27 protein-coding genes and 1 tRNA gene are annotated in these 23,761 nt (G+C 66.1%); 17 read left to right on the forward strand and 11 right to left on the reverse strand.

All coding sequences use genetic code 11. The features are described 5' to 3' along the window. Positions 1-142 precede the first annotated feature (142 nt). Entirely contained in the window at positions 143-2,293 is a 2,151-nt protein-coding gene (locus ACORJG_RS05825) for a sodium-translocating pyrophosphatase (protein WP_427792324.1), read from the forward strand. Between the two features lie 131 nt (positions 2,294-2,424). Here ACORJG_RS05825 and bamE read toward each other — a convergent pair whose 3' ends face one another. Further along, a complete protein-coding gene (gene bamE / locus ACORJG_RS05830; RefSeq protein ID WP_427792326.1) occupies positions 2,425-2,904 on the reverse strand; it encodes an outer membrane protein assembly factor BamE domain-containing protein in 480 nt (159 codons plus the stop codon). Positions 2,905-2,994: 90 nt separating this feature from the next. Here bamE and ACORJG_RS05835 point away from each other — a divergent pair, with 90 nt between their 5' ends. From ACORJG_RS05835 to ACORJG_RS05865, 7 genes are all read left to right on the forward strand, one after another. Then, positions 2,995-3,525 (forward strand): ubiquinol-cytochrome C chaperone family protein, encoded by a 531-nt coding sequence (locus ACORJG_RS05835; RefSeq protein WP_427792327.1) that lies wholly within the window; start codon positions 2,995-2,997, stop codon positions 3,523-3,525. Continuing rightward, entirely contained in the window at positions 3,522-4,049 is a 528-nt protein-coding gene (locus ACORJG_RS05840; protein WP_427792329.1) for a YceD family protein, read from the forward strand. The genes ACORJG_RS05835 and ACORJG_RS05840 overlap by 4 nt, the downstream gene beginning before the upstream one ends. 113 nt (positions 4,050-4,162) lie before the next feature. Next, a complete protein-coding gene (gene plsX, locus ACORJG_RS05845) occupies positions 4,163-5,233 on the forward strand; it encodes a phosphate acyltransferase PlsX (protein ID WP_427792331.1) in 1,071 nt (356 codons plus the stop codon). Beyond that, entirely contained in the window at positions 5,230-6,207 is a 978-nt protein-coding gene (locus ACORJG_RS05850; RefSeq protein ID WP_427792333.1) for a beta-ketoacyl-ACP synthase III, read from the forward strand. Before plsX ends, ACORJG_RS05850 begins: the two co-directional genes overlap by 4 nt. 73 nt (positions 6,208-6,280) lie before the next feature. Beyond that, a complete protein-coding gene (locus ACORJG_RS05855) occupies positions 6,281-6,589 on the forward strand; it encodes an integration host factor subunit alpha (RefSeq protein WP_427792335.1) in 309 nt (102 codons plus the stop codon). Positions 6,590-6,594: 5 nt separating this feature from the next. Then, the gene (locus ACORJG_RS05860; RefSeq protein ID WP_427792336.1) at positions 6,595-7,011 is read left to right on the forward strand and encodes a MerR family transcriptional regulator; all 417 of its coding nucleotides are present in this window, start codon (positions 6,595-6,597) and stop codon (positions 7,009-7,011) included. Between the two features lie 72 nt (positions 7,012-7,083). After that, positions 7,084-7,160 (forward strand) — tRNA-Pro (locus ACORJG_RS05865). 65 nt (positions 7,161-7,225) lie between these two features. On the opposite strand, the gene ACORJG_RS05870 is transcribed toward ACORJG_RS05865, so the two are convergent. Further along, on the reverse strand, positions 7,226-7,441 hold the full coding sequence (locus tag ACORJG_RS05870; protein WP_427792338.1) for a DUF2842 domain-containing protein: 216 nt from the start codon (positions 7,439-7,441) through the stop codon (positions 7,226-7,228). Continuing rightward, positions 7,441-7,692 carry a transglycosylase gene (locus ACORJG_RS05875; protein WP_427792339.1) on the reverse strand — a complete coding sequence of 84 codons (252 nt, stop codon included), beginning with the start codon at positions 7,690-7,692 and terminating at the stop codon, positions 7,441-7,443. Before ACORJG_RS05875 ends, ACORJG_RS05870 begins: the two co-directional genes overlap by 1 nt. A 141-nt stretch (positions 7,693-7,833) precedes the next feature. On the opposite strand from ACORJG_RS05875, the gene ACORJG_RS05880 reads away from it, so the two are divergent. Further along, positions 7,834-8,889 (forward strand): COX15/CtaA family protein, encoded by a 1,056-nt coding sequence (locus tag ACORJG_RS05880; protein WP_427792341.1) that lies wholly within the window; start codon positions 7,834-7,836, stop codon positions 8,887-8,889. Between the two features lie 79 nt (positions 8,890-8,968). Here ACORJG_RS05880 and cobS read toward each other — a convergent pair whose 3' ends face one another. The 3 genes from cobS to ACORJG_RS05895 all read right to left on the reverse strand — a co-directional run bounded on the left by cobS (position 8,969) and on the right by ACORJG_RS05895 (position 11,542). Next, a complete protein-coding gene (gene cobS / locus ACORJG_RS05885; protein ID WP_427792343.1) occupies positions 8,969-9,973 on the reverse strand; it encodes a cobaltochelatase subunit CobS in 1,005 nt (334 codons plus the stop codon). Between the two features lie 92 nt (positions 9,974-10,065). After that, entirely contained in the window at positions 10,066-10,494 is a 429-nt protein-coding gene (locus ACORJG_RS05890; protein WP_427792345.1) for an organic hydroperoxide resistance protein, read from the reverse strand. A 373-nt stretch (positions 10,495-10,867) separates the two neighbouring features. Then, positions 10,868-11,542, reverse strand: coding sequence for a J domain-containing protein (locus ACORJG_RS05895; protein WP_427792346.1), 675 nt, complete (start codon positions 11,540-11,542; stop codon positions 10,868-10,870). Between the two features lie 44 nt (positions 11,543-11,586). Between ACORJG_RS05895 and ACORJG_RS05900 the strand changes: the two genes are divergently transcribed. The 5 genes from ACORJG_RS05900 to ACORJG_RS05920 all read left to right on the forward strand — a co-directional run bounded on the left by ACORJG_RS05900 (position 11,587) and on the right by ACORJG_RS05920 (position 17,891). Beyond that, a complete protein-coding gene (locus tag ACORJG_RS05900) occupies positions 11,587-11,883 on the forward strand; it encodes a BolA family protein (protein WP_427792348.1) in 297 nt (98 codons plus the stop codon). A gap of 124 nt (positions 11,884-12,007) precedes the next feature. Further along, positions 12,008-13,822: an ATP-binding protein gene (locus ACORJG_RS05905; protein WP_427792349.1), complete on the forward strand. Its 1,815-nt coding sequence runs from the start codon at positions 12,008-12,010 to the stop codon at positions 13,820-13,822. A gap of 151 nt (positions 13,823-13,973) precedes the next feature. Beyond that, entirely contained in the window at positions 13,974-14,939 is a 966-nt protein-coding gene (locus ACORJG_RS05910; protein ID WP_427792351.1) for a mechanosensitive ion channel family protein, read from the forward strand. A 3-nt stretch (positions 14,940-14,942) separates the two neighbouring features. After that, the gene (locus ACORJG_RS05915) at positions 14,943-15,959 is read left to right on the forward strand and encodes a threonine aldolase family protein (protein ID WP_427792353.1); all 1,017 of its coding nucleotides are present in this window, start codon (positions 14,943-14,945) and stop codon (positions 15,957-15,959) included. 51 nt (positions 15,960-16,010) lie between these two features. Further along, complete coding sequence (locus ACORJG_RS05920) at positions 16,011-17,891, forward strand: ABCB family ABC transporter ATP-binding protein/permease (RefSeq protein WP_427792355.1); 1,881 nt, start codon at positions 16,011-16,013, stop codon at positions 17,889-17,891. Here the strand turns inward: ACORJG_RS05920 and ACORJG_RS05925 are convergent. From ACORJG_RS05925 to ACORJG_RS05940, 4 genes are all read right to left on the reverse strand, one after another. After that, a complete protein-coding gene (locus tag ACORJG_RS05925) occupies positions 17,888-18,367 on the reverse strand; it encodes a chemotaxis protein CheE (protein WP_427792356.1) in 480 nt (159 codons plus the stop codon). The genes ACORJG_RS05920 and ACORJG_RS05925 overlap by 4 nt on opposite strands. Continuing rightward, a complete protein-coding gene (locus tag ACORJG_RS05930; RefSeq protein ID WP_427792358.1) occupies positions 18,364-18,939 on the reverse strand; it encodes a response regulator in 576 nt (191 codons plus the stop codon). Before ACORJG_RS05930 ends, ACORJG_RS05925 begins: the two co-directional genes overlap by 4 nt. 118 nt (positions 18,940-19,057) lie before the next feature. After that, complete coding sequence (locus ACORJG_RS05935) at positions 19,058-20,008, reverse strand: acetyl-CoA carboxylase carboxyltransferase subunit alpha (protein WP_427792360.1); 951 nt, start codon at positions 20,006-20,008, stop codon at positions 19,058-19,060. Positions 20,009-20,093: 85 nt separating this feature from the next. Beyond that, positions 20,094-20,996, reverse strand: coding sequence for a tyrosine recombinase (locus ACORJG_RS05940; protein ID WP_427792361.1), 903 nt, complete (start codon positions 20,994-20,996; stop codon positions 20,094-20,096). A gap of 72 nt (positions 20,997-21,068) precedes the next feature. Here ACORJG_RS05940 and ACORJG_RS05945 point away from each other — a divergent pair, with 72 nt between their 5' ends. Genes ACORJG_RS05945 through ACORJG_RS05955 form a run of 3 tightly spaced genes read left to right on the forward strand, consistent with a single transcriptional unit; the run spans position 21,069 to position 23,325 of the window. Further along, positions 21,069-21,635, forward strand: a complete 567-nt coding sequence (locus ACORJG_RS05945; protein ID WP_427792363.1) for a shikimate kinase — start codon at positions 21,069-21,071, stop codon at positions 21,633-21,635. Next, positions 21,635-22,741 carry a 3-dehydroquinate synthase gene (gene aroB / locus ACORJG_RS05950; RefSeq protein WP_427792978.1) on the forward strand — a complete coding sequence of 369 codons (1,107 nt, stop codon included), beginning with the start codon at positions 21,635-21,637 and terminating at the stop codon, positions 22,739-22,741. The genes ACORJG_RS05945 and aroB overlap by 1 nt, the downstream gene beginning before the upstream one ends. Next, positions 22,738-23,325, forward strand: coding sequence for a GNAT family N-acetyltransferase (locus tag ACORJG_RS05955; protein ID WP_427792365.1), 588 nt, complete (start codon positions 22,738-22,740; stop codon positions 23,323-23,325). The genes aroB and ACORJG_RS05955 overlap by 4 nt, the downstream gene beginning before the upstream one ends. Here ACORJG_RS05955 and ACORJG_RS05960 read toward each other — a convergent pair. Then, a complete protein-coding gene (locus ACORJG_RS05960; RefSeq protein ID WP_427792367.1) occupies positions 23,322-23,759 on the reverse strand; it encodes an MliC family protein in 438 nt (145 codons plus the stop codon). The genes ACORJG_RS05955 and ACORJG_RS05960 overlap by 4 nt on opposite strands. Between the last annotated feature and the right edge of the window lie 2 nt (positions 23,760-23,761).

A 23,761-nucleotide genomic window follows, 5' to 3' on the forward strand; every position in this document is an offset into this window, starting at 1 on the left:
CACGATTTAGCCGCAATTCCCGAGGGGCGTGAATTTGCGTCCGTTAAGCGCACGGGGGGACCGGAAGGCGGCCGAGAGGCGAAAACGCCCGTAGCGCAGCCCATGGATCCGCGCGCCCAGTTGCATAGGGCTTGGAAACGCCATGACGTCATATCTTTGGCTGGTCATTGCGGCCGGCGGCTTGGGGGTGCTTTACGGCGCCGTTCAGACCGCCGCCCTGATGAAGGCCGACAGTGGTAATGAACGGATGCGTGAGATCGCCGCGGCGATCCAGGAAGGGGCATCCGCCTATCTGAAGCGCCAGTACACAACGATTGGCATTGTAGGGGTCGTGATCTTGGTCGCGGCCTTTTTTCTTATCGGAACCTGGGCTGCGCTCGGCTTCCTGATCGGCGCGGTCCTGTCGGGCGCGGCGGGCTATGCGGGGATGCTGATCTCCGTGCGCGCCAACGTCCGCACGGCGCAGGCCGCGTCGCAGAGCCTGTCCAAGGGTCTTGATCTGGCCTTCCGCTCGGGCGCCATCACCGGCATGTTCGTGGCGGGCGGCGCGCTTCTGGGCGTGTCGGGCTACTACGCCTTCATGACGCAGGGTCTGGGCCACGCCTCGACCAGCCGCGAGGTCATCGACGGCCTGGTGGCGCTGGGCTTCGGCGCCTCGCTGATCTCCATCTTCGCGCGACTGGGCGGCGGCATCTTCACAAAGGGGGCTGACGTCGGCGGCGACATGGTGGGCAAGGTCGAGGCGGGCATTCCCGAGGACGACCCCCGCAACGCCGCCACCATCGCGGACAATGTCGGCGACAACGTCGGCGACTGCGCCGGCATGGCCGCCGACCTGTTCGAGACCTATGCGGTGACGACAGTGGCGACCATGGTGCTGGCGGCCATCTTCTTCCGCAACCAGCCCTATGTCGACGTGCTGATGCTGCTGCCGCTGGCGATCTGCGGCGTCTGCATCGTGACCTCGATCATCGGCACCTTCTTTGTCCGTCTGGGCAAGAGCGGCAATATCATGGGAGCCCTGTATCAGGGGCTGATCGTGACCGGGGTGCTGTCGCTGGTCGCCGTCTGGTGGGTGATCAACACCTTGCTGCCGGGCGCGGTCGAGACCTCAGGCGGACTGTTGATCCAGCCGATGAACCTGTTCTGGGCGGGTGCTGTGGGTCTGGTGGTGACGGCGGCGATCGTGGTCATCACCGAATACTATACCGGCACGGGCTTCCGGCCGGTGAAGTCGGTAGCCAACGCCTCGGTCTCGGGTCACGGCACCAACGTCATTCAGGGGCTGGCCATGTCGCTGGAGGCTACGGCGCTTCCGGCCCTTACCATCATCGTCGGCATCATCGCGGCCTTCCAGTTGGCGGGTCTGTTCGGCATCGCGATCGCCACCACGACCATGCTGGGCGTGGCGGGGATGATCGTGGCGCTGGACGCCTTCGGTCCGGTCACGGACAACGCGGGCGGCATCGCTGAGATGGCGGGCCTGCCGCCGGAAGTGCGGGTCTCGACTGATGCTCTGGACGCCGTGGGCAACACCACCAAGGCCGTGACCAAGGGCTACGCCATCGGTTCGGCGGGGCTGGGGGCGCTGGTCCTGTTCGCGGCCTATGTGGAGGATCTGAAGTTCTTCGCGGCCGAGGCGGCGCCGGGCAGCTTCTTCTACGGTCTGGGGACGGTCGCGTTTGATCTGTCCAACCCCTATGTCGTGGTCGGGCTGTTGTTCGGCGGCTTGCTGCCCTTCCTGTTCGGAGGGCTGGCGATGACGGCCGTGGGGCGCGCGGCCGAGGCTGTCGTGGCCGAGGTGCGGCGTCAGTTCCGTGAAAACCCCGGCATCATGACGTTCGAGACCAAGCCGGAATACGGGCGGGCGGTCGACATCCTGACCAGCGCGGCCATTCGCGAGATGATCGTGCCGTCCCTGCTGCCGGTGCTGTCGCCGATCGTGCTGTTCGTCGTCATCCTGTTCATCCAGCCGGACAAGGCCAACGCCTTCGCCGCGCTGGGGGCCATGCTGATGGGGGTGATCGTGACGGGTCTGTTCGTCGCCGTCTCCATGACCTCGGGCGGCGGCGCCTGGGACAACGCCAAGAAGGTGATCGAGGAAGGCTTCACCGACAAGAACGGCGTCGTTCACGGCAAGGGGTCCGAAGCGCACAAGGCCGCCGTCACCGGCGACACTGTGGGCGATCCGTATAAGGACACGTCAGGCCCCGCAGTGAACCCGATGATCAAGATCACCAACATCGTCGCTCTTCTGCTGCTGGCGGTGCTGGCGAGCGGTAAGATCGTCTGACAGCGATCGGCTGAAACTGAAAACGCCCCGGAGAGCGATCTCCGGGGCGTTATCTTTATTAGGCCCTACGTTCGCGACGCGGTCGCTCACGACTTGAGAGCGCCGAGTTCTGGCGTCTGGCCTCCGGCGTCTTAGTCCGGGCGGCGCTGGCCGGGGACGTTGTCTTCGGTGCGCGGCAACTGGCCGCGGCCGACGTTGCCCAGTAGTTGTTCAAGGATGGTCAGCTGGCGACCGCGGGTGGGCGTTTCGCGACGTTCCATGGCGATCTGGCGGCCGTCTTCCAGGCCCAGGTTGCGGATCGCCGCGACCTTGCCGTCGGCGTCGTTGAAGGTGATCTCGGTCACCGTACGCTGCGACACTTTCGGCTTGTTGTAGGTGTAGCGCTGGGTGGTCTGCGTCAGATAGTACCAGACGCTTTCCGACTCGAAGGTCGAGGTCGTGGATGGCGTGCCCAGCTTGGTCAGCACGGTTTCGCGGGTGTCGACCCCGGCCTCGATATCCTGAGGTTTGACGTCCACGGCCTGGAAGCCCTGGGTGGCGACAACCGGCGCGCAGGCGCCTGCGGCGGCGGCGAGCGAGGCGGCGATGATGAGCGACGTAAAACGGGGCATCGGCGATGGGCCTCAAGGAAGAAGGTCTTTGACCTAACCGTCGCTGCGTCCTAGTGCAACGGCGCGGCGGAAAAGGGGCCGTGAAATCCTATGTTCAAGACTCTCTTCAGACGACAGCAGACGCAAGAGCGTCAAGCTCAGGCGCTTTACGCACTGGCTGTGGATCAGGCGCGCCAGCCCGACTTCTACGCCCAACTGGGGGTGCAGGACCGAATCGATGCGCGGTTTGAACTCTACACCCTGCACGTCCTGCTGCTGTTCGTGCGGATGAAGGCTGAGGGCGAGCGCGGCGCCGACCTGGCCCAGAAGATGTTCGACACCTACGTCTCGGCGCTGGACAACGTCCTGCGCGAACTGGGCGTGGGCGATGTGTCGGTCGGCAAGAAGATGCGCAAACTGGGCGAGGCCCTGTATGGCCGGATGAGCGCCTATGAAAAGGCTCTGCGAGAAGGCGATCATGAAGGCTTTCAGGCCTCCATCGCCCGCAATGTGTTCGAGAGCGAAAACCCCGCCGACGGCGCCGCACTGACCCGTTATGCGCTGGAATCGCACGACCGCCTTTCGCGCCAGTCGCCGTCCGCCGTGGAAAAGGCGCCGGACTGGGCCATGATCGTCGCATGACCATTCCCCCTCTTCCTTTCAGTGATCCTGTCCGACTGCACCAGATCGGCGCCGGGCTGTCCCGACGCCTTGAGCTGGACGCCGAGGCCCGCGTCCGTGTCGCGCGCGCGCTGGAGCTGAAGTCGCTGGATCATTTTGTCGCCGAACTGGATCTTACGGCCACGGTGTCGGGCTGGCGGTTGACCGGTCGCGTCACGGCGGATGCCGTTCAGTCCTGTGTCCTGACGCTTGAGCCGCTGCCGGTTCATGTCGACGCGCGTTTCGAGGTCAATCTGATCGAAGCGGCCGAGGTCATGACCTCGGAAGACGGTGAAATCGACCTGGAGCTGGACGATGATTCGCCCGACGTGGCGGAAAACGGCCAGATCGATCTGGGGCAGTATGCGGTCGAGCAGCTGGCTCTGCAGCTGGACCCCTATCCTCGCAAGGAGGGTGCTGTGTTCGAGCAGCCGCCCGAACCCGGTGAAATCTCGCCATTTGGGGTTTTGCGGGCGCTGAAACAGGACGACGCCGACAAGAGTTGACCCCCAAGGTTGACCCGGGGGCAGCCGCATTGCATCCACACAGTGCGACATTTGCGCTCGCCCGCCCTACATATGAAGCGCCGCGACAAGACGGCGACGGAGTCGATTTCCACTTGGCATCTTCCACACTGATTTCGCTCGACGCCATGGGGGGCGACCATGGCCCCGCCGTCGTGGTCGGGGGCGTGAAGGCTTATTATTCCCTGTACGGCGGCGACGGCGTGCGCTTCCTGCTGCATGGCGACGAGGCGGCGATCCGCGCCGAGATGGCGCGCCTGCACGTCTCGGGCGACGTCTGCGAGGTCCGGCATACCGACAAGGTCGTCGCCATGGACGAAAAGCCCGCCCAGGCCATGAGGCGGGGCAAGGGCTCCAGCCTGTGGAATGCGATCGAGGCGGTGAAAACCGGCGAGGCGCAGGGCGCGGTCTCTGCGGGCAACACCGGCGCCCTGATGGCGATCTCCAAGCTGATCCTGCGCATGGCGGTCGATGGGCTGGAGCGCCCGGCCATCGTCGCCAGCTGGCCGACCAAGCGCGGCGTCACCGCTGTTCTGGACGTCGGCGCCAACATCGGAAGCGATGCGCGCCAATTGGTCGAGTTCGCCATCATGGGCGAGGCGTTTCAGGCCGCAGTGCATGGCGTGGCGCGGCCGACGGTCGGCCTGCTGAACGTCGGCTCCGAAGAGATGAAGGGCCACGAAGAAGTGCGCGAGGCCCACGCCGTGCTGCGTACCGATGCTGTACCGGTGAACTACACCGGCTTCGTCGAGGGCCATGACATCGCCGCCGGAACGGTGGACGTGGTGGTGACCGACGGCTTCACCGGCAATATCGCCCTGAAGACGGCCGAAGGCACCGCGCGCTTCATCTCGGGCCTGCTGAAAGAAGCGCTGACGTCCGGCGTGACGGCCAAGCTGGGCGCCCTGATCGCCATGCCTGCGCTGAAGAAGATGGCGCGCCGCATTGATCCCAGCAGCGTCAACGGCGGCCCCTTGCTGGGCCTGAACGGCATTGTGGTGAAAAGCCACGGCGGCGCCACGGCCGAGGGCTACGCTAACGCCATCCGCGTGGCTGTCGAATTGGCCCGCAGCGACTACCTGACCAAGGTCAGCGCCAATTTCGCACGTCTGGCGGCCGCGATGGACGAGCCTGCGCCCGCCGTCATTGGAGAGACCGAACAGTGAGCGTCATCCGCAGCGTCGTCACCGGGGTTGGTTCCTTCCTGCCCGAACAGGTCGTCACCAACGCCGATCTGACCAGGATCGTCGACACCTCCGACGAGTGGATCATCGAACGCACCGGCATCCGCCAGCGCCACAAGGCGCGCGATGACGAACCGACCAGCGACCTGGCGGTCAAGGCCGCCGAGCGCGCTCTGGCTGACGCCGGCAAGACGGCGGCGGACGTCGACCTGATCATCGTCGCCACCACCACGCCGGACCAGACCTTCCCGGCGACGGCCGCCATCGTCCAGCGCAAGCTGGGCGCGCCTGTGGGCATCGCCTTCGACGTTCAGGCGGTCTGCTCGGGCTTCGTCTACGCGATGAGCGTGGCCGACGGCTTTGTGGCTCGTGGTCAGGCCAAATGCGCCCTGGTCATCGGCGCCGAGGAAATGACCCGGCTGATGGACTGGACCGATCGCACGACCTGCGTCCTGTTCGGCGACGGCGCCGGGGCCTTTGTTCTTGAGCCGGGCGAAGGGCAGGGAACCAAGGAGGATCGCGGCGTGCTGGGTTTCGCCCTGCGCTGCGAGGGCGCCAAGGCCGATATGCTCTATGTCGACGGCGGTCCGTCCACGACGGGGACGGTCGGTCATCTGCGGATGCTGGGCAATCAGGTCTTCCGTCACGCCGTGGTGAATATCTCTGAGGCCATCACCGCCGCCGCCGAGGTCGCAGGCGTCGACATCCCCGAAATCGACTGGTTCGTGCCGCACCAGGCCAATCAGCGCATCATCCGGGGCGTGGGCGATCGTCTGGGCCTGGACGAGGACAAGGTGATCTCGACCGTGGCCATGCACGCCAACACCTCGGCCGCCTCCATCCCGCTGGCGATGGATGTCGCCATCAAGGACGGGCGGATCAAGAAGGGCGATCTGGTGCTGGTCGAGGCCATGGGCGGCGGTCTGACGTGGGGCGCCTGCGCCTTCCGCTTCTAGATTCGCATTGAGGACTTTGATTTTCGGCCGTTTTGCCCTTCAATGCCCTGCCGATTGATTGCGGGAGATGCAGGTGACCGGACATCAGACCCTTACCCGTGCCGACTTGTGCGAAGCGGTCCATGAGGAAGTCGGGCTGTCCCGACAGGAATGCTCAGGACTGGTCGAGCGCACGCTGGACCTGATCGTCGATTCGCTTGAACAGGGCGAGACGGTCAAACTGTCGGGATTCGGCGTCTTTCAGGTGCGTGAGAAACGCGCCCGCATGGGCCGAAACCCAAAGACCGGCGAACCGGCCGCCATCAACCCCCGCCGCGTCATCAGCTTCCGCGCCTCCCAGATCATGAAGAGCCGGGTGCACGACGCCGTCGTCGAGACCTGAGATCCTTGGCCAAAAGCCCCAAAGCCTTCCGCACCATTTCCGAAGCGGCCGAAGAAGTCGGCGCTCCCCAGCACGTGCTGAGGTTCTGGGAGACGAAGTTCGACTTCATCGTCCCGGTGAAGCGCGCGGGCGGCCGCCGTTTCTATCGTCCTGACGACGTCATGGTGCTGAAGGCCGTGCGGCGGTTGCTGCATGACGAGGGGCTGACGATTCGCGGCGTCCAGCGGTTGGTGCAGGATCAGGGTCTGGCGCGTCTGACCGCCTATGCCGACCCGGCCGCCACGCTGGAAATTGATTCGGGCGACAGGGACGAAACGATCCAGCCGACGACCTCGACGCCCGTCGCTTCGGGGCCTCTTGAGGCGCTGTTGGGCGAACTGGAGACGGCCAGGGCCCGGTTGGAGGCCGTTCTGCGCCGATAAGGCGGAAGTTGTTGTCGATAGAGCGTTTTAGGGTTTGCGGAGCACTGAACCGCCGTCTATAGGGAGCGCCTTCGGAGCGTGGCGCAGCCTGGTAGCGCACTTGACTGGGGGTCAAGGGGTCGCAGGTTCGAATCCTGTCGCTCCGACCATTTGCTGAAGGTTATCAGCAGGCTGAAACGGCCGGTGAGGGAAACCTCACCGGCCGTTCTGCTGTTCAGCTCTTGGTCTTGTTGTCCGGTTCGCGTTCGGCCCAGCGCAACATGGGAATAAGCGGCAGACCCCAGCCGATCCCCGCCACGGCGAAGAAGATCAGGTCGATCCACCAGGCCTTGGGCAACAGATTGTGCAGGCTGACGGCGCCCCACACCCAGAAAGCCAGAAAGAAGATGACGCCCAGGGTGGCGATAAAACGGCGTAGGCGGGGAGACATCAGCGTTTTCTCCGGAACAGGAAGAAGGCGATCAGACCCAGCACCACGGCGGCGAACGCCCAGGGCAGCCATTTCCAGTCCGCGAGGTCAGCGACCGCGAACACCCGGATGGCCAGGAAGGCGCCGCAGGCGGCGCTGACCAGAGCGACCAGAATGCTTGGCCCTAATTCGCGGCGTCTGGCCAGCAGATTGGCGATCCACGCCAGGGCCACGGCGCCGGCGGCGGCGATGGCGATCTCGAGATATTGCACCGCTTGGCGCTCCCGTTGAGTGATGTGTGACGCTTTGGCTCAGAAACCGACTCGATCTTGCCACGCGGGAGGGGCATATCCCTCGGTTCCGCCGCCTGTAAATGAGGCGGCAAGCATATCGGGGCGAACGGCAGGCGTCGAATGAAGCGTATTGGTGAATTGGACCACAGCCGCGTGGTGGCGCTGTGGCTGTTTCTTTGCGCGGGCCTCGTGTTCGCCATGGTGGTTGTGGGCGGCGCGACGCGACTGACCGGCTCGGGCCTGTCGATCACGGAATGGAAGCCCATCATGGGCGCCCTGCCGCCGATGAACCACGCCGAATGGGTCGAAGCGTTCGACAAATACAAGGCCATTCCCCAATACGTCGAAGTCAACGCCGGCATGAGCATGGCGCAGTTCCAGTACATCTTCTGGTGGGAATGGGCGCACCGTCTGCTGGGCAGGCTTATCGGCGTAGTCTTCGCCTTGCCCTTTATCGGCTTCCTGATTTTCCGGGCCATTCCGCGCCGTCTGATCCTGCGTTGTGTCATCCTGCTGGGCCTGGGCGGCCTGCAGGGGCTGATCGGCTGGTGGATGGTGTCCAGCGGTCTGGCCGAGCGGGTCGATGTGGCGCCTGAGCGCCTGATGACCCATCTGGGTCTGGCCTTCCTGATCTTCGCGGGCCTGATCTGGACGGGGCTGGAGGCCTGGGCCGGATCCGACTTCAACCGTGCGCCGCGTGGCTGGAGCTGGGGCGCAGGGCTGCTGCTGGGCGGCGTCTTCCTGCAATGCCTGCTGGGCGGCCTCGTGGCGGGCGCCAAGGCGGGCATGATCTATACCGACTGGCCCTTGATGAACGGGGCGCTGTTCCCGCCGGTCGCGTGGGGGCAGGGGGCGCTGGCCTTCCTGCACGATCAGGGGCTGGTGCAGTTGAACCACCGCATCTGCGCCTATCTCCTGCTGTTCGCGGGCACTTTCTATGCCGTCCAGTCCGTGCGCGGGCGGCTGGAAGAGGGGCTGGGCGCTTCGGCCGTGGTTCTGGCGGGCGCGCTGTGGCTACAGGCCGGGCTGGGCGTTCTGACGCTGATCCATGCGGTGCCGGTAACGCTGGGCGTCCTGCATCAGGCGGTTGCGGCTCTGGTGCTTGCTGCGGCGACGGTGAACCTGTGGCTGGTACGGCGCTCGCGGCCGCGGATGTTCGCTTCGGGCTTCCGCTGAGGCTGTTGGACAGCGATCAACAAAAAGGCCGCCCTCCAGATCGGAGGGCGGCCTTTTCATTTGGCGTTGGGCGGCTGTGTCAGCCGACTTTTACCCGGGTGGCCGATTCCGGCAGGTCCTCGCCGAAAGCGCGCTGATAGAATTCAGCGATGGTCGGCCGTTCCAGCTCGTCGCACTTGTTCAGGAAGGTCAGGCGGAAGCTCAGGGCCACGTCGTCGCCGAAGATGATGGCGTTCTGGGCCCAGGTAATGACCGTGCGGGGCGACATGACGGTCGAGATGTCGCCGTTCATGAAGGCGTTGCGGGTCATGTCAGCGACGCGGACCATGGCGGCGATCCGGCGCTTGCCCTCGGCATCGTTCCATTCCGGCACCTTGGCGGCGACGATCTCGGCTTCCACGTCGTGGTCGAGATAGTTCAGCGTGGTGACGATGTTCCAGCGGTCCAGCTGCGCCTGGTTGATCTGTTGGGCGCCGTGATACAGGCCCGTCGTGTCGCCCAGGCCGACCGTGTTCGAGGTGGCGAACAGGCGGAACCACTTGTTGGGGCGGATGACGCGGTTCTGGTCCAGCAGAGTCAGGCGGCCCTGCGCCTCCAGCACGCGCTGGATGACGAACATGACGTCTGGGCGGCCCGCATCATATTCGTCGAACACCAGGGCGACCGGGCGCTGCAGCGACCACGGCAGGATGCCCTCGCGGAACTCGGTGATCTGCTTGCCGTCCTTCAGGACGATGGCGTCCTTGCCGATCAGGTCGATCCGGCTGACGTGGGCGTCCAGGTTCACGCGCACCATCGGCCAGTTCAGACGGGCGGCGACCTGTTCGATGTGGGTCGACTTGCCGGTGCCGTGATAGCCCTGAACCATCACGCGGCGGTCGTAGGCGAAGCCCGCGCAGATCGCGAGCGTCGTCTGCGGGTCGAAACGATAGGATTCGTCGATTTCGGGCACATGGCTGTCGCGCGTCTCGAAAGCGGGCACGACCATGTCGGAGTCGATACCGAATGCTTCCTTCAGCGTGACCTTGCGATGCGGTTCCAGCGTGACGAGCGGGTCGGGGGAGGCGTCGAGCGGAGAGGTCATGGCATCCAACTAGCGCCCTCGCGCGCGTGGCTCAACACGCGCGAGGGGCCGGATGGATTATTCGTCATGGGCCGGTCATGGGGCCGGTCGGCCTATTCAGCCGAAAGGGCGACCTCGACGTTGCCGCGCGTGGCGTTGGAATAGGGGCAGACCTGATGCGCCTTCTGGATCAGCTCATCGATGATTTCCCGGTCCAGACCGTGGTCCGTGACCTTCAGTTCGACATCCAGATTGAAGCCTTCGCCATGCGTGTTCTTGCCGAAGCCGATCCCGGCTGTGACCCTGGTGTCCGGGCCGACGGGGGTTCCAGCCTTGCCGGATACAAGCCGCAGAGCGCCCAGATAGCAGGCGGCGTAGCCGGTTGCGAACAACTGCTCGGGGTTGGTTCCGTCGCCGCCCTTGCCGCCCATTTCCGACGGCGTGGACAGGCGCACGTCGATCTTGCCGTCGTCCGTGGCCGAGCGGCCTCCTTCACGCCCTCCGCCCGAGGCGGTGGCGTGGGCGCGGTACAGGACTTCCATCTGTCGTCTCCTTATCCCCAGGCTGTGGATGAAATGAATGGATGAATAGCCAACGCCCCGCAGGGCCAACGGTTCTGTGATTCGGGAAAAGCCCCGCAGGATGTTAATAAATGAGGCATCGCTCCCGATGGGGAGGGGATGATGGAAACGCAGACGCAGTTCTTTTGCTACGTTTACGATGCGCCCGAGTGCACGCCGCAGATGTATCCGCTGGAAGCCGACACCTTCGCCGACGCGGTCAATGAGACACGGCGCGTCATGCGCGACGAAGGCGAGGCCGGGGCGTTCGCCGAGATATGGGACTCATGGGCCGATGATCAGGTCATGATCCGCATTGAGGCGCCGCCCGCAAGGGGCGGCCTGCTGCGCGTTCTCAGGCGTGGCCGGCTTTCTTCAAGGTTTTCCAGGCCTTGATGACGCTCTGAAGTTTGGCCTCGGCCCCGCGATCACCGCCGTTGGTGTCGGGGTGAAAACGCTTCAGCATCTCATGATAGCGCGCCTTGACGGCGGCCTTGTCGGCGCCCGGCTCCAGACCCAAATCAGCCAGTGCGGCGCGCTCCAGGCGTCCGATCCCGTGATGAGGGTCGTTCTGGGCCGGCGCGTCGGCGTACACCCTGCGGCCGAACAGGCCGAAGCTGTCGCGCCATGAGCCCGCGCCGGCGTTGTCGGCCGTGCCTGCCTTGGCGGCGGCGGCTGCGGCCTCGCGCGTTTGCGGCCCCGCCTTCATCTGCCAGGTCGGACGCCCGCCGGTCATGGCTTCGTTTTCCTGGGCCGCGCGGATCTGGTCCTCGTTCATGCCGGCGTAGAAGTTCCAGCTCTTGTTGTACTGGGCGGCGTGCGGCTGGCAGAAATCGTAGAACTCGTTCAGCTGCTCACGCGACTTGGGCGCACGGGCGGTGGCCGGCCGCGAGCACTCGGCCCACTCGCAGGGTTTTTCGCCGGGCTTGAGGCGCAGGACGTCCTCCGCCGCCTCCTGCTCATCGTCAGAACGCGGCGGCTTCACCCGAATGTCGGTGAAGCGTGGTTTGTATTGAAAAGACGCAGACATCACCCGAAGTGTAGGGCCGAATTGGACAGCTTCAAGGAGTCCCTATGTCTGACGGCCCGATCGCGACAGTTATGCGCAGAAAACTGACCGAAGCCTTCGCTCCAGAGCGGCTGGAGCTGGAAGATGACAGCTGGAAGCACGCGGGCCACCATCATGAGGGCGGTATCGACGCCAGGGACGGCGGCGAAAGCCATTTCCAGCTGACCATCGTTTCCGAAGCCTTCGCCGGTCAGGGACGGGTCGCGCGACAGCGTGCGGTCAATACCGTGCTGAAAGAAGAGCTGTCCGGCCCGGTCCACGCCCTGTCCATCCGGGCGCAGACGCCGCAGGAAGCGGGCTGAAGATCATTCGACGCTGACCGCTGAAAAATTCAGATTACGGGGTTATTTTTGTTCATATCCTTTTAGAACCTTTCGCATTAGGTTCTCCGCCCGAAGCATTTTTCAGCGGGCGGGGGCCATCGCTATGGTGGGTTCGGATGGGTTTACAAAGGAAGTGGAGGCGGGTCAGTCGCCCGCCGACGCGGCTCAGGCGCTGGCCGCCATCCTTCAGACCCAGCATCTGCGCTATCTGATCATCTTCAGCTGGGCCGTGGGCCTGATGGCGACGATCGGCTGGGCGCATGGGCTGCTCTGGTTCATGGCCACCCTTGCGGCGGGTCTGCTGCGCAGCATCGTAGAGAAAGACGTCAGCCACAGGGTCGGCGCGCATTGGGGCATGGTGTTTCCGGCTGTGGCGACGGCCACGACGGTCGTATGGGCCATCGCGCCCCTGATGGCGTGGTTTTCCGAGGCGCCGTTTGGACATGAGCTGGCGATCGCCCTGCTGTTCTCCGGCTATATGCTGGTGTTCGCCCAACTGCGGAACTCGCCCCGACAGGCGGTCCTGATCTCTTCGCCCTATAGTCTGGTCGGTCTGGTCATCACGGCCAGTCTGATCGGCGAGCCGATGTTCTGGCCCTTTGTGGCGGTGGCCCCCCTGACCGCCATCAGTCTGTTCGTCCTGGTGATGGTGACGATGTTGCGGGAAGAGCGCATCCGCGCCTTCCAGACTCATCAGGCCCATCTGATCGAAGAACTTGAGGCCGCCCGCGACAGGGCCGATGCGGCCAATGAAGCAAAGTCCAGTTTCCTGGGCGTCATCTCTCACGAACTGCGCACGCCGATGAACGGCGTGCTGGGCGCGGCGCAACTGCTGAGCGCGACGCGGCTGGAAGGCGCCCAGCGTGAATATCTGGCCATCATCCGTAACTCGGGCGACAATCTGCTCAGTCTGTTGAACGACATCCTCGACATGACCAAGATCGAGGCGGGGCGGATGAACTTCGAGTCCGTGGACGTTGATCTGGAGGATCTGCACCGCCGCATCGTCGGTCCGTTCGAGGCGCAGGCCGAGGCCAAGGGGTTGGAGTTCATCACCACGTTCGAGGGGGATATTCCCGCCGTTGTGCGCGGCGATCCCCTGCGGGTCTGTCAGGTCGTGCAGAACCTGCTGTCCAACGCGGTGAAGTTCACCGATCACGGACAGGTGCGCTTCGTCACGCGCGGGCGGCGTATTTCCAACCGTCGGGCGGCCTTCGAGTTCGCCGTGATCGACAACGGCGCCGGCATTTCCGAAGAGGACATGGACCAGTTGTTCCAGCCTTTCAGCCAGGTGGACGCATCCTCAACGCGGCGTTTCGGCGGGACGGGATTGGGGCTGACGATTTCGCGTCGTCTGGCCAATATCATGGGCGGGGACATCACCGTCGCCTCGCGCCACGGCGAAGGTTCCGTCTTCACCTTCACCGTTGAGGGAGATGTCGTGGCCTGGCGATCCGCGCCTCAGATGCATCGGATCGAAGGCGATACGGATCAGGGCGATGGCATGGAGGTGCTGGTGGTTGAGGATCACGCCGTCAACCGCATGATCCTTGAGGCGTGGATGGCGTCGACAGGGCGGCGCACCAGCATGGCTGAAAATGGGCAGGAGGCGGTGGACATCGCCCGCAATCAGCGCTTCGATCTCATCGTCATGGACGTCAACATGCCGGTCATGGACGGCCTGACGGCGACGCGGATGATCCGCAACGGCGGCGCCAATACACAGACGCCCATCATCGTCCTGTCCGCCTCGGCCCGCAGCGAGGATCATGAAGTCGGCCTTGCGGCCGGCGCCGACGCCTATCTGAATAAGCCGATCGATTTCCGCAGCCTCTCGGCCTTGATGGGCCAGGCCAGGGGAGGACGCGAGGCCCTGCGCGGCCTGTATGACGACGGTCAGGACGTCGCCGCGGCCTGAGGCGGCCTGTCATGACCCGGCGTCACAGCGCCCTTCAGGGCTTGCCTGAATTGCAGGTCGCCATCGAAGGCGGGGCGGGCTTGCCCTGAAACGGTGAAAAAGCTTGACCGGCGGGGCTTCCAATCGGCTGCACGTGCGTTAGACCCGGACCATGCCCGTGAATTCTCCGCATACCCTAGTCGCTGTCACGGACCCCATTGCCAAGGTGGTCGCCGCCGGTGAACAGCGATTGACCTCTGACGCGGCCATCGTCGCCAAGGCGATGGATATGCTGGGCGATTTCGCCATCAATCTGACGGTGGCGGCGCTCATTTTCGTGCTGACGCTGGTGGCGGCGCGGTGGGCGTCAGGGGCAGCGCGGAAGATTCTGGCGCGCACCCGGCTGGTGCGACGCGATCCGACGGTGCTGGCCTTCCTGGTCCAGATCGTGCGCGTGGTCGTCATCATCATCGGCATGATCGCGGTGCTGCAGCGACTGGGCGTGCAGACGACCTCCATCATCGCGGTTCTGGGCGCGGCGTCGCTGGCCGTGGGTCTGGCGCTGCAGGGGACGCTGTCGAATGTCGCGGCGGGCGTGATGCTGCTGATCCTGCGCCCCTATCGCGTGGGAGAGGCCATTGAGGTCGGCGGCGCTTCCGGCACTGTGCAGAAGCTGGACCTGTTCACGACCCAACTGATGAACGCCAACAACCACAGGATCGTCATTCCGAATTCCAAGGTGCTGAGCGATGTCATTGTCAATGTGACGGGGCAGCGGACGCGCCGAATCGAGATCAAATTCACCGTCGGCTACGGCGAGAACCTGAAAGAGGCGCGCGACGTGCTGTCGGCGGTCGCGCGGCTGCATGACAAGGTGCTGAAGGATCCGGCGGTCTGGACCGGGGTGACGGCCCTGCTGGACAGCTCTGTCGAGATCACGTTGCACGCCTGGGTGCATACCGCTGACTGGTGGCAGACGCTGGCCGACCTGATGCAGTCCGGCAAGGAAGCGCTGGACGAGGCCGGTATCGAGATTCCCTTCCCGCATCAGGTCGAGGTGCCGGCGAAGGACGCTAAATTCGCCCGGGTCGTCATGGCGCCGATCCCGGATGAAACGCCGACCCAAGGGGGAGAATGAGCCGTGCGTTTTGATTTCGGTTCCGACAATACCTCAGGCATGGCGCCCTCGGCGCTACAGGCCATGGTCGACGCCAATGCGGGGTTTGCGCGGGCCTATGGGGCGGATGAAACCTCGGCGCGGGCGGCAGACCTGATCCGCCAGACGCTGGATGCGGACGCCGAGGTTCGCTTTGTCTTCAGCGGCACGGCCGCCAACGCCATCGGCCTGTCTATGCTGGCGCGGCCCTATGAGGCCGTGCTGGCGCATCACGCGGCCCATGTCTGCACCGATGAAACGGGCGCGCCCGGCTTCTTTGGGCAGGGCGTGGGGCTGATCGGTCTGCCGGGGTATTCGGGCAAGATCGAGGTGGCGGCTCTCTATGCCGCACTGGAAGAAGCCGAGGTCGCCCATCGCCAACCGGCGGCGGCGCTCAGCGTGACCCAGACGACGGAATACGGCGCTGTCTATTCCGAAGAGGAATTGCGCCTGCTGATCGAACCGGCCCGGCAGGCCGGTCTGGGCGTGCATATGGATGGAGCGCGCCTGTCCAACGCCGTGGCGGCGGGTTTCGACCCCAAGGACATTCCTCGTCTGGGCGTTGATGTCCTGTCGTTCGGAGGAGCCAAGGCCGGGGCGAATTGCGTCGAGGCGCTGGTGATCTTCAACCGTTCGCTGACGCGCAGGATCGACAACCGGCTGAAACAGGCGGGGCAGACGGCGTCCAAGGGGCGGCTGCTGGCCGCGCCGATGCTGGGCCTGCTGGAGTCCGGCGACTGGCTGTCGGGCGCTGCTCACGCCAATCTGATGGCCCAGCGGCTGGCCGACGGCATTGAGGCGCGGACGCCCTTCGTGCTGGCCCATCCGGTGGAGTCCAACACCGTCTTCGTGCGGATGCCTGACGAGGCGCATCAGGCGCTGAATGCAGCAGGCTGGGCCTGCTATCAGTTCGATGACGGCTCGGTGCGTTTTGTCTGTTCATGGGCGACGGACGAGGCGTCGGTCGACGCCCTGATCGACGCCGTGGCGAGTCTGGACTGAACATGGCGGTCATGGCCCGCTGCGGAGACATGATGGCGGCGGGGTCTGCAGATGCGCGGTGAACGTTCGGGCCGACGCGGCGATGTGGCGACCAAGGCCATGAACGCGGGCGTCGATCCCGCCCAACAGGAAGCGCCGCCGACGCTGGAGGCGCTGAAAAACCTGATTGGCGTCGTGGCCCGTTCGGGCGCGCCGCAACTGCCGTGGCGCGTAGCGGGGGCGATCCTGCTGACGCTGGCGGGCAAGGGGCTGGGCGTGCTGGCGCCGCTGGTGCTGGGCGCGGCAGTCAACCATCTGGCGGCGGATCAGGGACCGGCGGCGTCGGTGGGGCTGGGCTTCGCCGCCTTCGCCGTGGGCTGGGCGCTGGTGCGCTTCCTGTCGGCGGCGACGCCGCAGTTGTCTGACGTGGTGTTCGCCCCCGTGCGGGCGGCGGCCCAGCGCAAGACAGCGGCCGAGACCTTCGCCCACGCGCTTAGCCTGTCGCTGGATTTCCATCAGACCAAGCGCTCCGGCGCCCTGTCGCGGGTGATGGACCGGGGATCGCGCGCGGTGGACTTCCTGCTGCGGATCCTGATGTTCAACCTGGGCCCGACGGTGCTGGAGCTGGCGCTGGCGGCAGCGGTGCTGGGCGGCAAATACAACTGGCGTTTCGGCGCCGTGGCGGTGGCCGTGGTGCTGGTCTATGCAGTCACGACCTTCGCTATGGGCAACTGGCGACTGGAGCACCGCCGCGCCATGAACGCCGCCGACAGCGAGGCGGCGGGCCTTTCGGTCGACGCCCTGCTGAACTACGAAACCGTCAAATCATTCGGCGCCGAGGGCCGGGCGGCGCAGGCCTATGAAGCCTCGCTGGCGACCTATGCCAAGGCGTCGCTGAAGGCCAACACCTCGCTGGCGGCGCTGAACCTGATTCAGGCGCTGATCATGAACGTCGGGCTGGGGATCATGGCCGTCATGGCCGGGTTCGAGGCGGCGGCCGGGCGGATGGGACCGGGGGATGTGACGGCGGCGGTGCTGATCATGATCTCCCTGTATGCGCCGTTGAACATTCTGGGTTTCGCCTATCGGGAAATCCGCCAGTCTTTCATCGACATGGAGGAGATGCTGAAGGTGACGCGTCAGGCGCCGCAGGTGGCCGATGCGCCCGGCGCCATCGACCTGACGCGCCCCGATAGCGGCTGCGGCGCCGAGATCGTCTTCGATCATGTGGGCTTCCGGCACGACGCACGGGCGGCGGGACTGGATGACGTCAGCTTCGTCACGGCTGCAGGCACGACGACGGCTCTGGTCGGGCCGTCGGGGGCGGGCAAGTCCACCATCGTAAAACTGGCTCTGCGTCTGCTGGACCCGCAGGAAGGCGCCGTACTGATCGACGGCCGGGATGCCCGTAGCGTCACTCAGGCGTCGTTGCGGGCGGCGGTCGCGCTGGTGCCTCAGGACGTGGCCCTGTTCAATGATACGCTGGCGGCCAACATCGCCTTCGCCCGACCCGATGCGGATGAGGCGGCCGTCTGGGCGGCGGCTGAGGCGGCGGAACTGGCGGACTTCATCCGCAACCTGCCCGAGGGCATGGACACGCGGGTGGGCGAGCGTGGTCTGAAGCTGTCCGGCGGCGAGCGTCAGCGGGTCGGCATCGCCCGCGCCCTGCTGGCCGACCCTTGCGTCCTGATCCTTGATGAGGCGACCAGCGCGCTGGACAGCCGCACCGAGGCCGCCATCCAGAAGACCCTGCGGCGCGCCCGCACGGGCCGCACGACGCTGGTGGTCGCGCACAGGTTGTCGACCGTGGCTGACGCCGACCAAATTCTGGTGCTGAAGGCAGGCCGGATCGTCGAACGCGGCGCCCATCATGAACTGGTGGCGCGTCAGGGCGGGGAATATGCGGCCCTGTGGCGCAAGCAGACGCGCGGGGCGAAGACGCAGGTCGATTAGGCTTCGGGTTCTGCGGCGCCCGGAACCTTGGCTTTCAACACGTCCTTGAGGCTGTCCAGCACCTTGGCGCGGGCGTCGGCGGCGTCGGCGGGCAGGGTCAGCAGCAGGCGCAGCGCCTGGGCATGAACCGTGACCACGCGCCAGTCGAAGGGACGCCCCTCGGGCGCCGCGTCGATCAGGTCGCACAGGTTGGCCGCTGCGGCGCACAGGTCGTTGAGTTCAAACGGCCCGGCGGCGTCGATCACCGCGCTGGCGTGGGCATAGGCGGCGTCCAGCGCCGCCGTGTCGACGCCTTCGGGGACGGGCAGGGCGCCCAGGGCTGTAACCTGTTGCTGGATGATTTCGCGGCTGCGAGGCTCCAACTCCGCCAGATTGGCGCGGGCCTGGTTCAGGGCGACGCCGACGCTGACGCCTCCGGGTTGATCGACCAGGGTCGACAGGCGGCTGCGGCGACGATTGTGCGTGATGACCGTCATGGATGCGCTGCCGCCCTGCGTTCCTGTTCAAAAGCCGCCTTGCGACGTTCCTCGGCGCGGCGCTCGGGGCCGGGCCATTCCTCGCTGCGGAAACGCCGGTCAGGGCCGAAATAGTCGCCGACCTCAAGGAAGGGCCGGTTGTCGCGCGCCACCCAGACGATGCGCTCCAGCAACAGACCCGCGCTGAACGGCTTGGTGATCAGGAAGTTGGCGCCGCAGTCGCGCGCGTCGGACACCTTGGAGCGGCGGACGTGGGCCGCGGTCATGATGACGGGGGCATAGGCGTTCGGCTCAAGCCCCGAACGGCGCAGCCAGCGCACGAACTCATAACCGCTCATGCCCGGCATTTCGCAGTCGACCATGATGAGATCGACCGGGCAGTCCTGCAGAATGGCGATGGCGTCTGCCGCGCTTTCACAGGCGTGACGCACCTTGATGCCGAAGCCCAGCAGCGCCTGCGCCGTCAACTCCAGCGAGAACGGCGAATCGTCGATGACCATGGTCACCGCGCCGTCGAAGTTGAACACCGCGCTTTCGCGCAGGGATTCGCCGACCCCGTTCATGCCGCGCATGGGGGCCTCCCGGCTGTTGCGGAAGGGGTGTGGGCGAATCGCATCATGTCAGCTTCGGCGGCGAAACGGCGCCGCGCAATCGCGATCAGCGCCAGATCAACCTCAGATCAACCCCAGATCAACCAAGGCGACCGATGGCGTAGAAGCGGTCGGCGCGTTGTTGCTTCAGTTGTTCGGGCGACAGGTTGGACAGGGCCTTCAGCTCTTCTTCCAGCGCCTGACCGACGTTCTGCATGGTCTTTTCGCGGTCGGCGTGGGCGCCGCCCAGCGGTTCGGGGATCACGCGATCGACGATCTTCAGCTCGATCAGGTCCGGCGCCGTGATCTTCATGGCGTTGGCCGCGTCCTTGGCCCGCGAACCGTCGCGCCACAGGATGCCGGCTGCGCCCTCGGGCGAGATCACCGAATAGATGGAATGCTCCAGCATCAGCACGCGGTTGGCGCAGGCGATGGCGATGGCGCCGCCCGATCCGCCTTCGCCCGTCACCGTGGCGATGGAGGGGACGGCGAGGGTCAGGCCGCGCTCGGTCGAGCGGGCGATGGCCTCGGCCTGACCGCGCTGTTCGGCGCCGATGCCCGGATAGGCGCCCGCCGTGTCGACAAAGGTCATGACGGGCAGGCCGAACTGCTCGGCCATGTCCATCAGGCGGATCGCCTTGCGATAGCCCTCGGGCATGGCCATGCCGAAGTTGTGGGTGATGCGGGTCTGGGTGTCGTGGCCCTTTTCATGGCCCATGATGACGACCGGCTGGCCGCGGAAACGCGCCAGACCGCCCAGAATGGCCTGATCGTCACCGAACTGACGGTCGCCGTGCAGTTCAACGAAATCGGTGAACAGGCCGTCGACGTAGTCGATGAAGTGCGGACGCTGCGGGTGGCGCGCGACCTGGGTGCGCATCCACGGGTCAAGGTTGGCGTAGGCCTTGGTGCGCATGGCGTCGGCCTTTTTGCGCAGGGCGGCGATCTCGGCCTCGAACGAACCGCTGGTGGGCGCCAGCAGCGACAGCTCGGCGATCTTGGCGTCCAGTTCGGCGATCGGCTTTTCGAATTCGAGATAGTGCGTGGCCATTAGGCGTCCGTGAGGAGGAAGCGCGCATTGCGCTACGGAAGGCGGCGGAAACTAGAGTGCGCAGAGCCAAGGGGCAAGCGGGGGTTCAGTCATCCTTCGCCAGAGGGTGGTTGGCGTGGACGACCTGAGACAGCCGGTCGGTCGCGACATGGGTGTAGATCTGGGTGGTCGAAATGTCGGCGTGGCCCAGCAGGGTCTGCACCACGCGCAGGTCCGCGCCCCCTTCCAGCAGGTGGGTGGCGAAGGCGTGACGCAGGACGTGAGGGCTGACGCGGGTCGGATCGATCCCCGCCGTGATGGCCGCCTGATCGAGAAGCTGGGCGAAGCGGCGCGGCGTCAGATGGCCGCTCTTGCCGTGTGAGGGGAACAGCCACGGGCTGTCCGGCGCGCCGGGCTTGCGAGCGGCGTCGCGGGCGTCCAGCCACGCGCGGATCGCCTCGCGCGCGGCGGTGTTCAGGGGGGCCAGCCGCTCCTTGCCTCCCTTGCCGCGCACGATCAGATAGGCCGGGTCGCGCCGCACGGCCTCAACCTTCAGCGCCAGAAGTTCAGACACCCGCAGGCCCGAGGCGTAGGCCATCTCCATCAGGGCGATCAGGCGCACGCCCGCCGCGCCGTCGTCGGCGGCCGCCGACGCCAGCAGGGCCTCGATTTCGTCGCGGCTGAGGGTCTTGGGCAGGCTGCGGCCCTGTCTGGGCGCGTCGAGACGGCGCGAAGGGTCGTCGGCGCGCCAGCCTTCGCCCAGCGCGAACCGATAGAACTGGCGCACAGATGCGCGACGCCGTGCGGCCGTGGCGGCGGACAGGCCGCGTCGCGACAGGTCGGCGAACCATGCCTCCAGCGCCTCTTGAGGAGCGGCCATCAGTCCCCCGGCGTCGCCCAGCCAGGTTTCCGCATCCGCCAGATCGCGGCCATAGGCCGACAGGGTGTGGGGCGATGCGTCGCGCTCCACCGCCATCATTTCCAGAAAGGCTTCGATCTGTGGGGTCATGCTGTCTCTTGCGGCGGCGCCTGCATCGGAGTGTGGAGCCGGGCGGCGTCTGGTGTAGAGGGTATACGGACCATGCCTTCTGACGCCCCGCCTGATTCCTTTCCGCTGCCTTCCGTCCGCACCATAGCCCTGGTGGGGTTGATGGGTGTCGGCAAATCGACCGTGGGGCGACGACTGGCGACCCGGCTGGGCCTGCCGTTCGCCGATGGCGATCATGTGATCGAAGAAGCGGCGGGCATGACCATCAATGAAATCTTCGCCACACGCGGCGAGGGCGAGTTTCGGGCGGGCGAGGCGCGGGTCATGCGCCGTCTGCTGGAAGGGCCGCCGATCGTGCTGGCCACCGGCGGCGGGGCGGTGCTTAACGCCGAGACGCGCGCCCTGATGAAGCAGCACGCCGTCAGCGTATGGATGAAGGCGGACCTGAAGATCATCGCCGACCGCGTGGGACGGCGCGACACCCGCCCCCTGTTGCGCAATCGTGATCCGCTGACGACGCTGAGGGAGTTGGCGAAGGTGCGCTATCCGATCTACGGCGAGGCGGATCTGACGGTCGATGTCGGCAGCGGTTCGCACGCTCAGGGCGTCGAGGTCATCCTGAAAGAGTTACGCCGCTTCGGACGGCAGGAGAGTAAATGATGACGACCACGATCGCGGTCGCAGGCGGCGCCTTCGCCCCCTATGAGGTCGTTGTCGGGCGGGGGCTGCTGAAGGCGGCGGGCGCCGAGATCGTGGCGCTGAAGCCGACACGCGCCTTCATCGTCAGCGACGAAACGGTGGCCGCCATCCATGGCGAGACGTTGCGTGCATCGCTGGAGGCGGCGGGCCTGTCGACAGGCATCGTGACGGTCCCGGCGGGCGAGGCCTCCAAGTCCTTTGAGCAGCTTGAAGCCGTGCTGGATCGTCTGCTGGCCGAAGGGCTGGACCGCAAGAGCATGGTCGTTGCTCTGGGCGGCGGCGTTGTGGGCGATCTGGCCGGTCTGGCGGCCGCGCTGTTCATGCGCGGCGTCGACTTCGTGCAGGTGCCGACCACCCTTCTGGCGCAGGTGGATTCCTCGGTCGGCGGCAAGACGGCGATCGACACGCCGCGCGGCAAGAACCTGATCGGCGCCTTCCATCAGCCGCGCCGCGTGCTGGCGGATATCGAGGCCCTGGCCACCCTGCCTGCGCGGCAGGTGCGCTCGGGCTGGGCCGAGGTGCTGAAGCACGGTCTGATCTGCGACGCGGCCTTCTTCGACTGGCTGGGCGGTGAAGGCGCTGCGGGCGCGCAGGGCGACCCTGACGCGCTGGAGCGGGCGGTGATCCGCTCGGTCGAGATCAAGGCCCAGATCGTCGGCGAGGATGAGAAGGAGGCGGGGCGTCGCGCCCTGCTGAATCTGGGCCACACTTTCGGCCATGCGCTGGAGGCGGAACTGGCCTTTGGCGAGACCCTGACCCACGGCGAGGCGGTGGCGCTGGGCTGCGCCATGGCCTTCCGTTATTCGGTGCAACAGGGGCTGTGTCCGGCGTCCGAAGCCGAGCGCGCCGAGGCGGGCATCCGCGCGGCGGGCCTGCCGACGCGGCTGTCAGAGGTAGATCACGTCTTCACCGCCGACGCCCTGATCGCGCGGATGGCGGGGGACAAGAAGGCCGAGGGCGGCCGCCTGACGCTTATTCTGGCGCGGGCCGTGGGCGACGCTTTCACCGACAAGGATGTGGATGCCGATGCAGCGCGCGCCTTCCTGATCGAGGAGGGCGCGGCGTGAACCTGCCGCCCGTCGTCCTTGAAGACGCCTTCGTTCGGCTGGAGCCGTTCAATGCGGCGTTGAGGGATGAGGTGAGGGCGGCGCTGGACTGCGATCCCGAAGCATGGAACGGCATGGTCGGCGCGGCCTGCGGTCCGCATTTCGACGGCTGGTGGGATGCGGCCATGAAGGCGATGGCGGCGGGCTCGCGCATCGCCTTCGCCGTGCGCCGCCGCAGCGACGGCGTGATCGTTGGCACGACCAGCCTCTATGAGATCAAGCCTGAACACCGGCGCTGCGAGGTCGGCTCGACCTTCTATCGGCCCGAGGCGCGCGGCGGGCCGATCAATCCGGCGTGCAAGCGGCTGCTGCTGGACCACGCCTTCTCCAACGGCGCGGTCCGGGTCGAGATCATCACCGACGCCCTGAACGCGCCCAGTCAGGCCGCCATCCGCAAGCTGGGCGCGACGTTCGAGGGCGTGCTGCGTCGACACAAGATCACCTGGACCGGGCGGGAACGCGACACGGCCCAGTTCTCCATCCTTGATGATGAGTGGCCGCAGGTGCGGCAGGGGCTGGACGAGCGTCTGGCGCGCTACGCCTAATCCACGGCTCGGCATTCGACGGGGTCGCGACCGGCGGCCGTCCAGGTGGCTTCATTGCCCTTGCCGCGCAACTCATGGCCGGTGGCGCGATACCAGATGCCGGACGCGGCGCGCTCCTGATACAGGTCGAAGGCTTCGCCGCGTGAGGTGCGCACCGTGGCCATCTGGCGCGGGTTGTCGAAGTCGACCGACAGGCGCTCGGCGCTTCCGCACAGGTAGACGGCGCTGATGACGCGGTTCAGGGCGCGATCCTGGATTTCCGCGCCTGTGCGACGCCGTGCGGTCTGAGCCTCCAGCGCACGTTCACGAACCTGATCGCTGTCTGTCGGGGCTTCGCGTGGTTCCGGCCCGCAGGCGGCCACAAGGACAAGAGCGGTTGCGGCGGCGGTCAGTCGCAGGGTGCGGATCGGCAATTGAACCTCTTCCAGTGTCAAGC

The organism is Brevundimonas diminuta (assembly GCF_050310045.1).
GTDB classification, from domain to species: Bacteria; Pseudomonadota; Alphaproteobacteria; order Caulobacterales; family Caulobacteraceae; genus Brevundimonas; species Brevundimonas diminuta_F.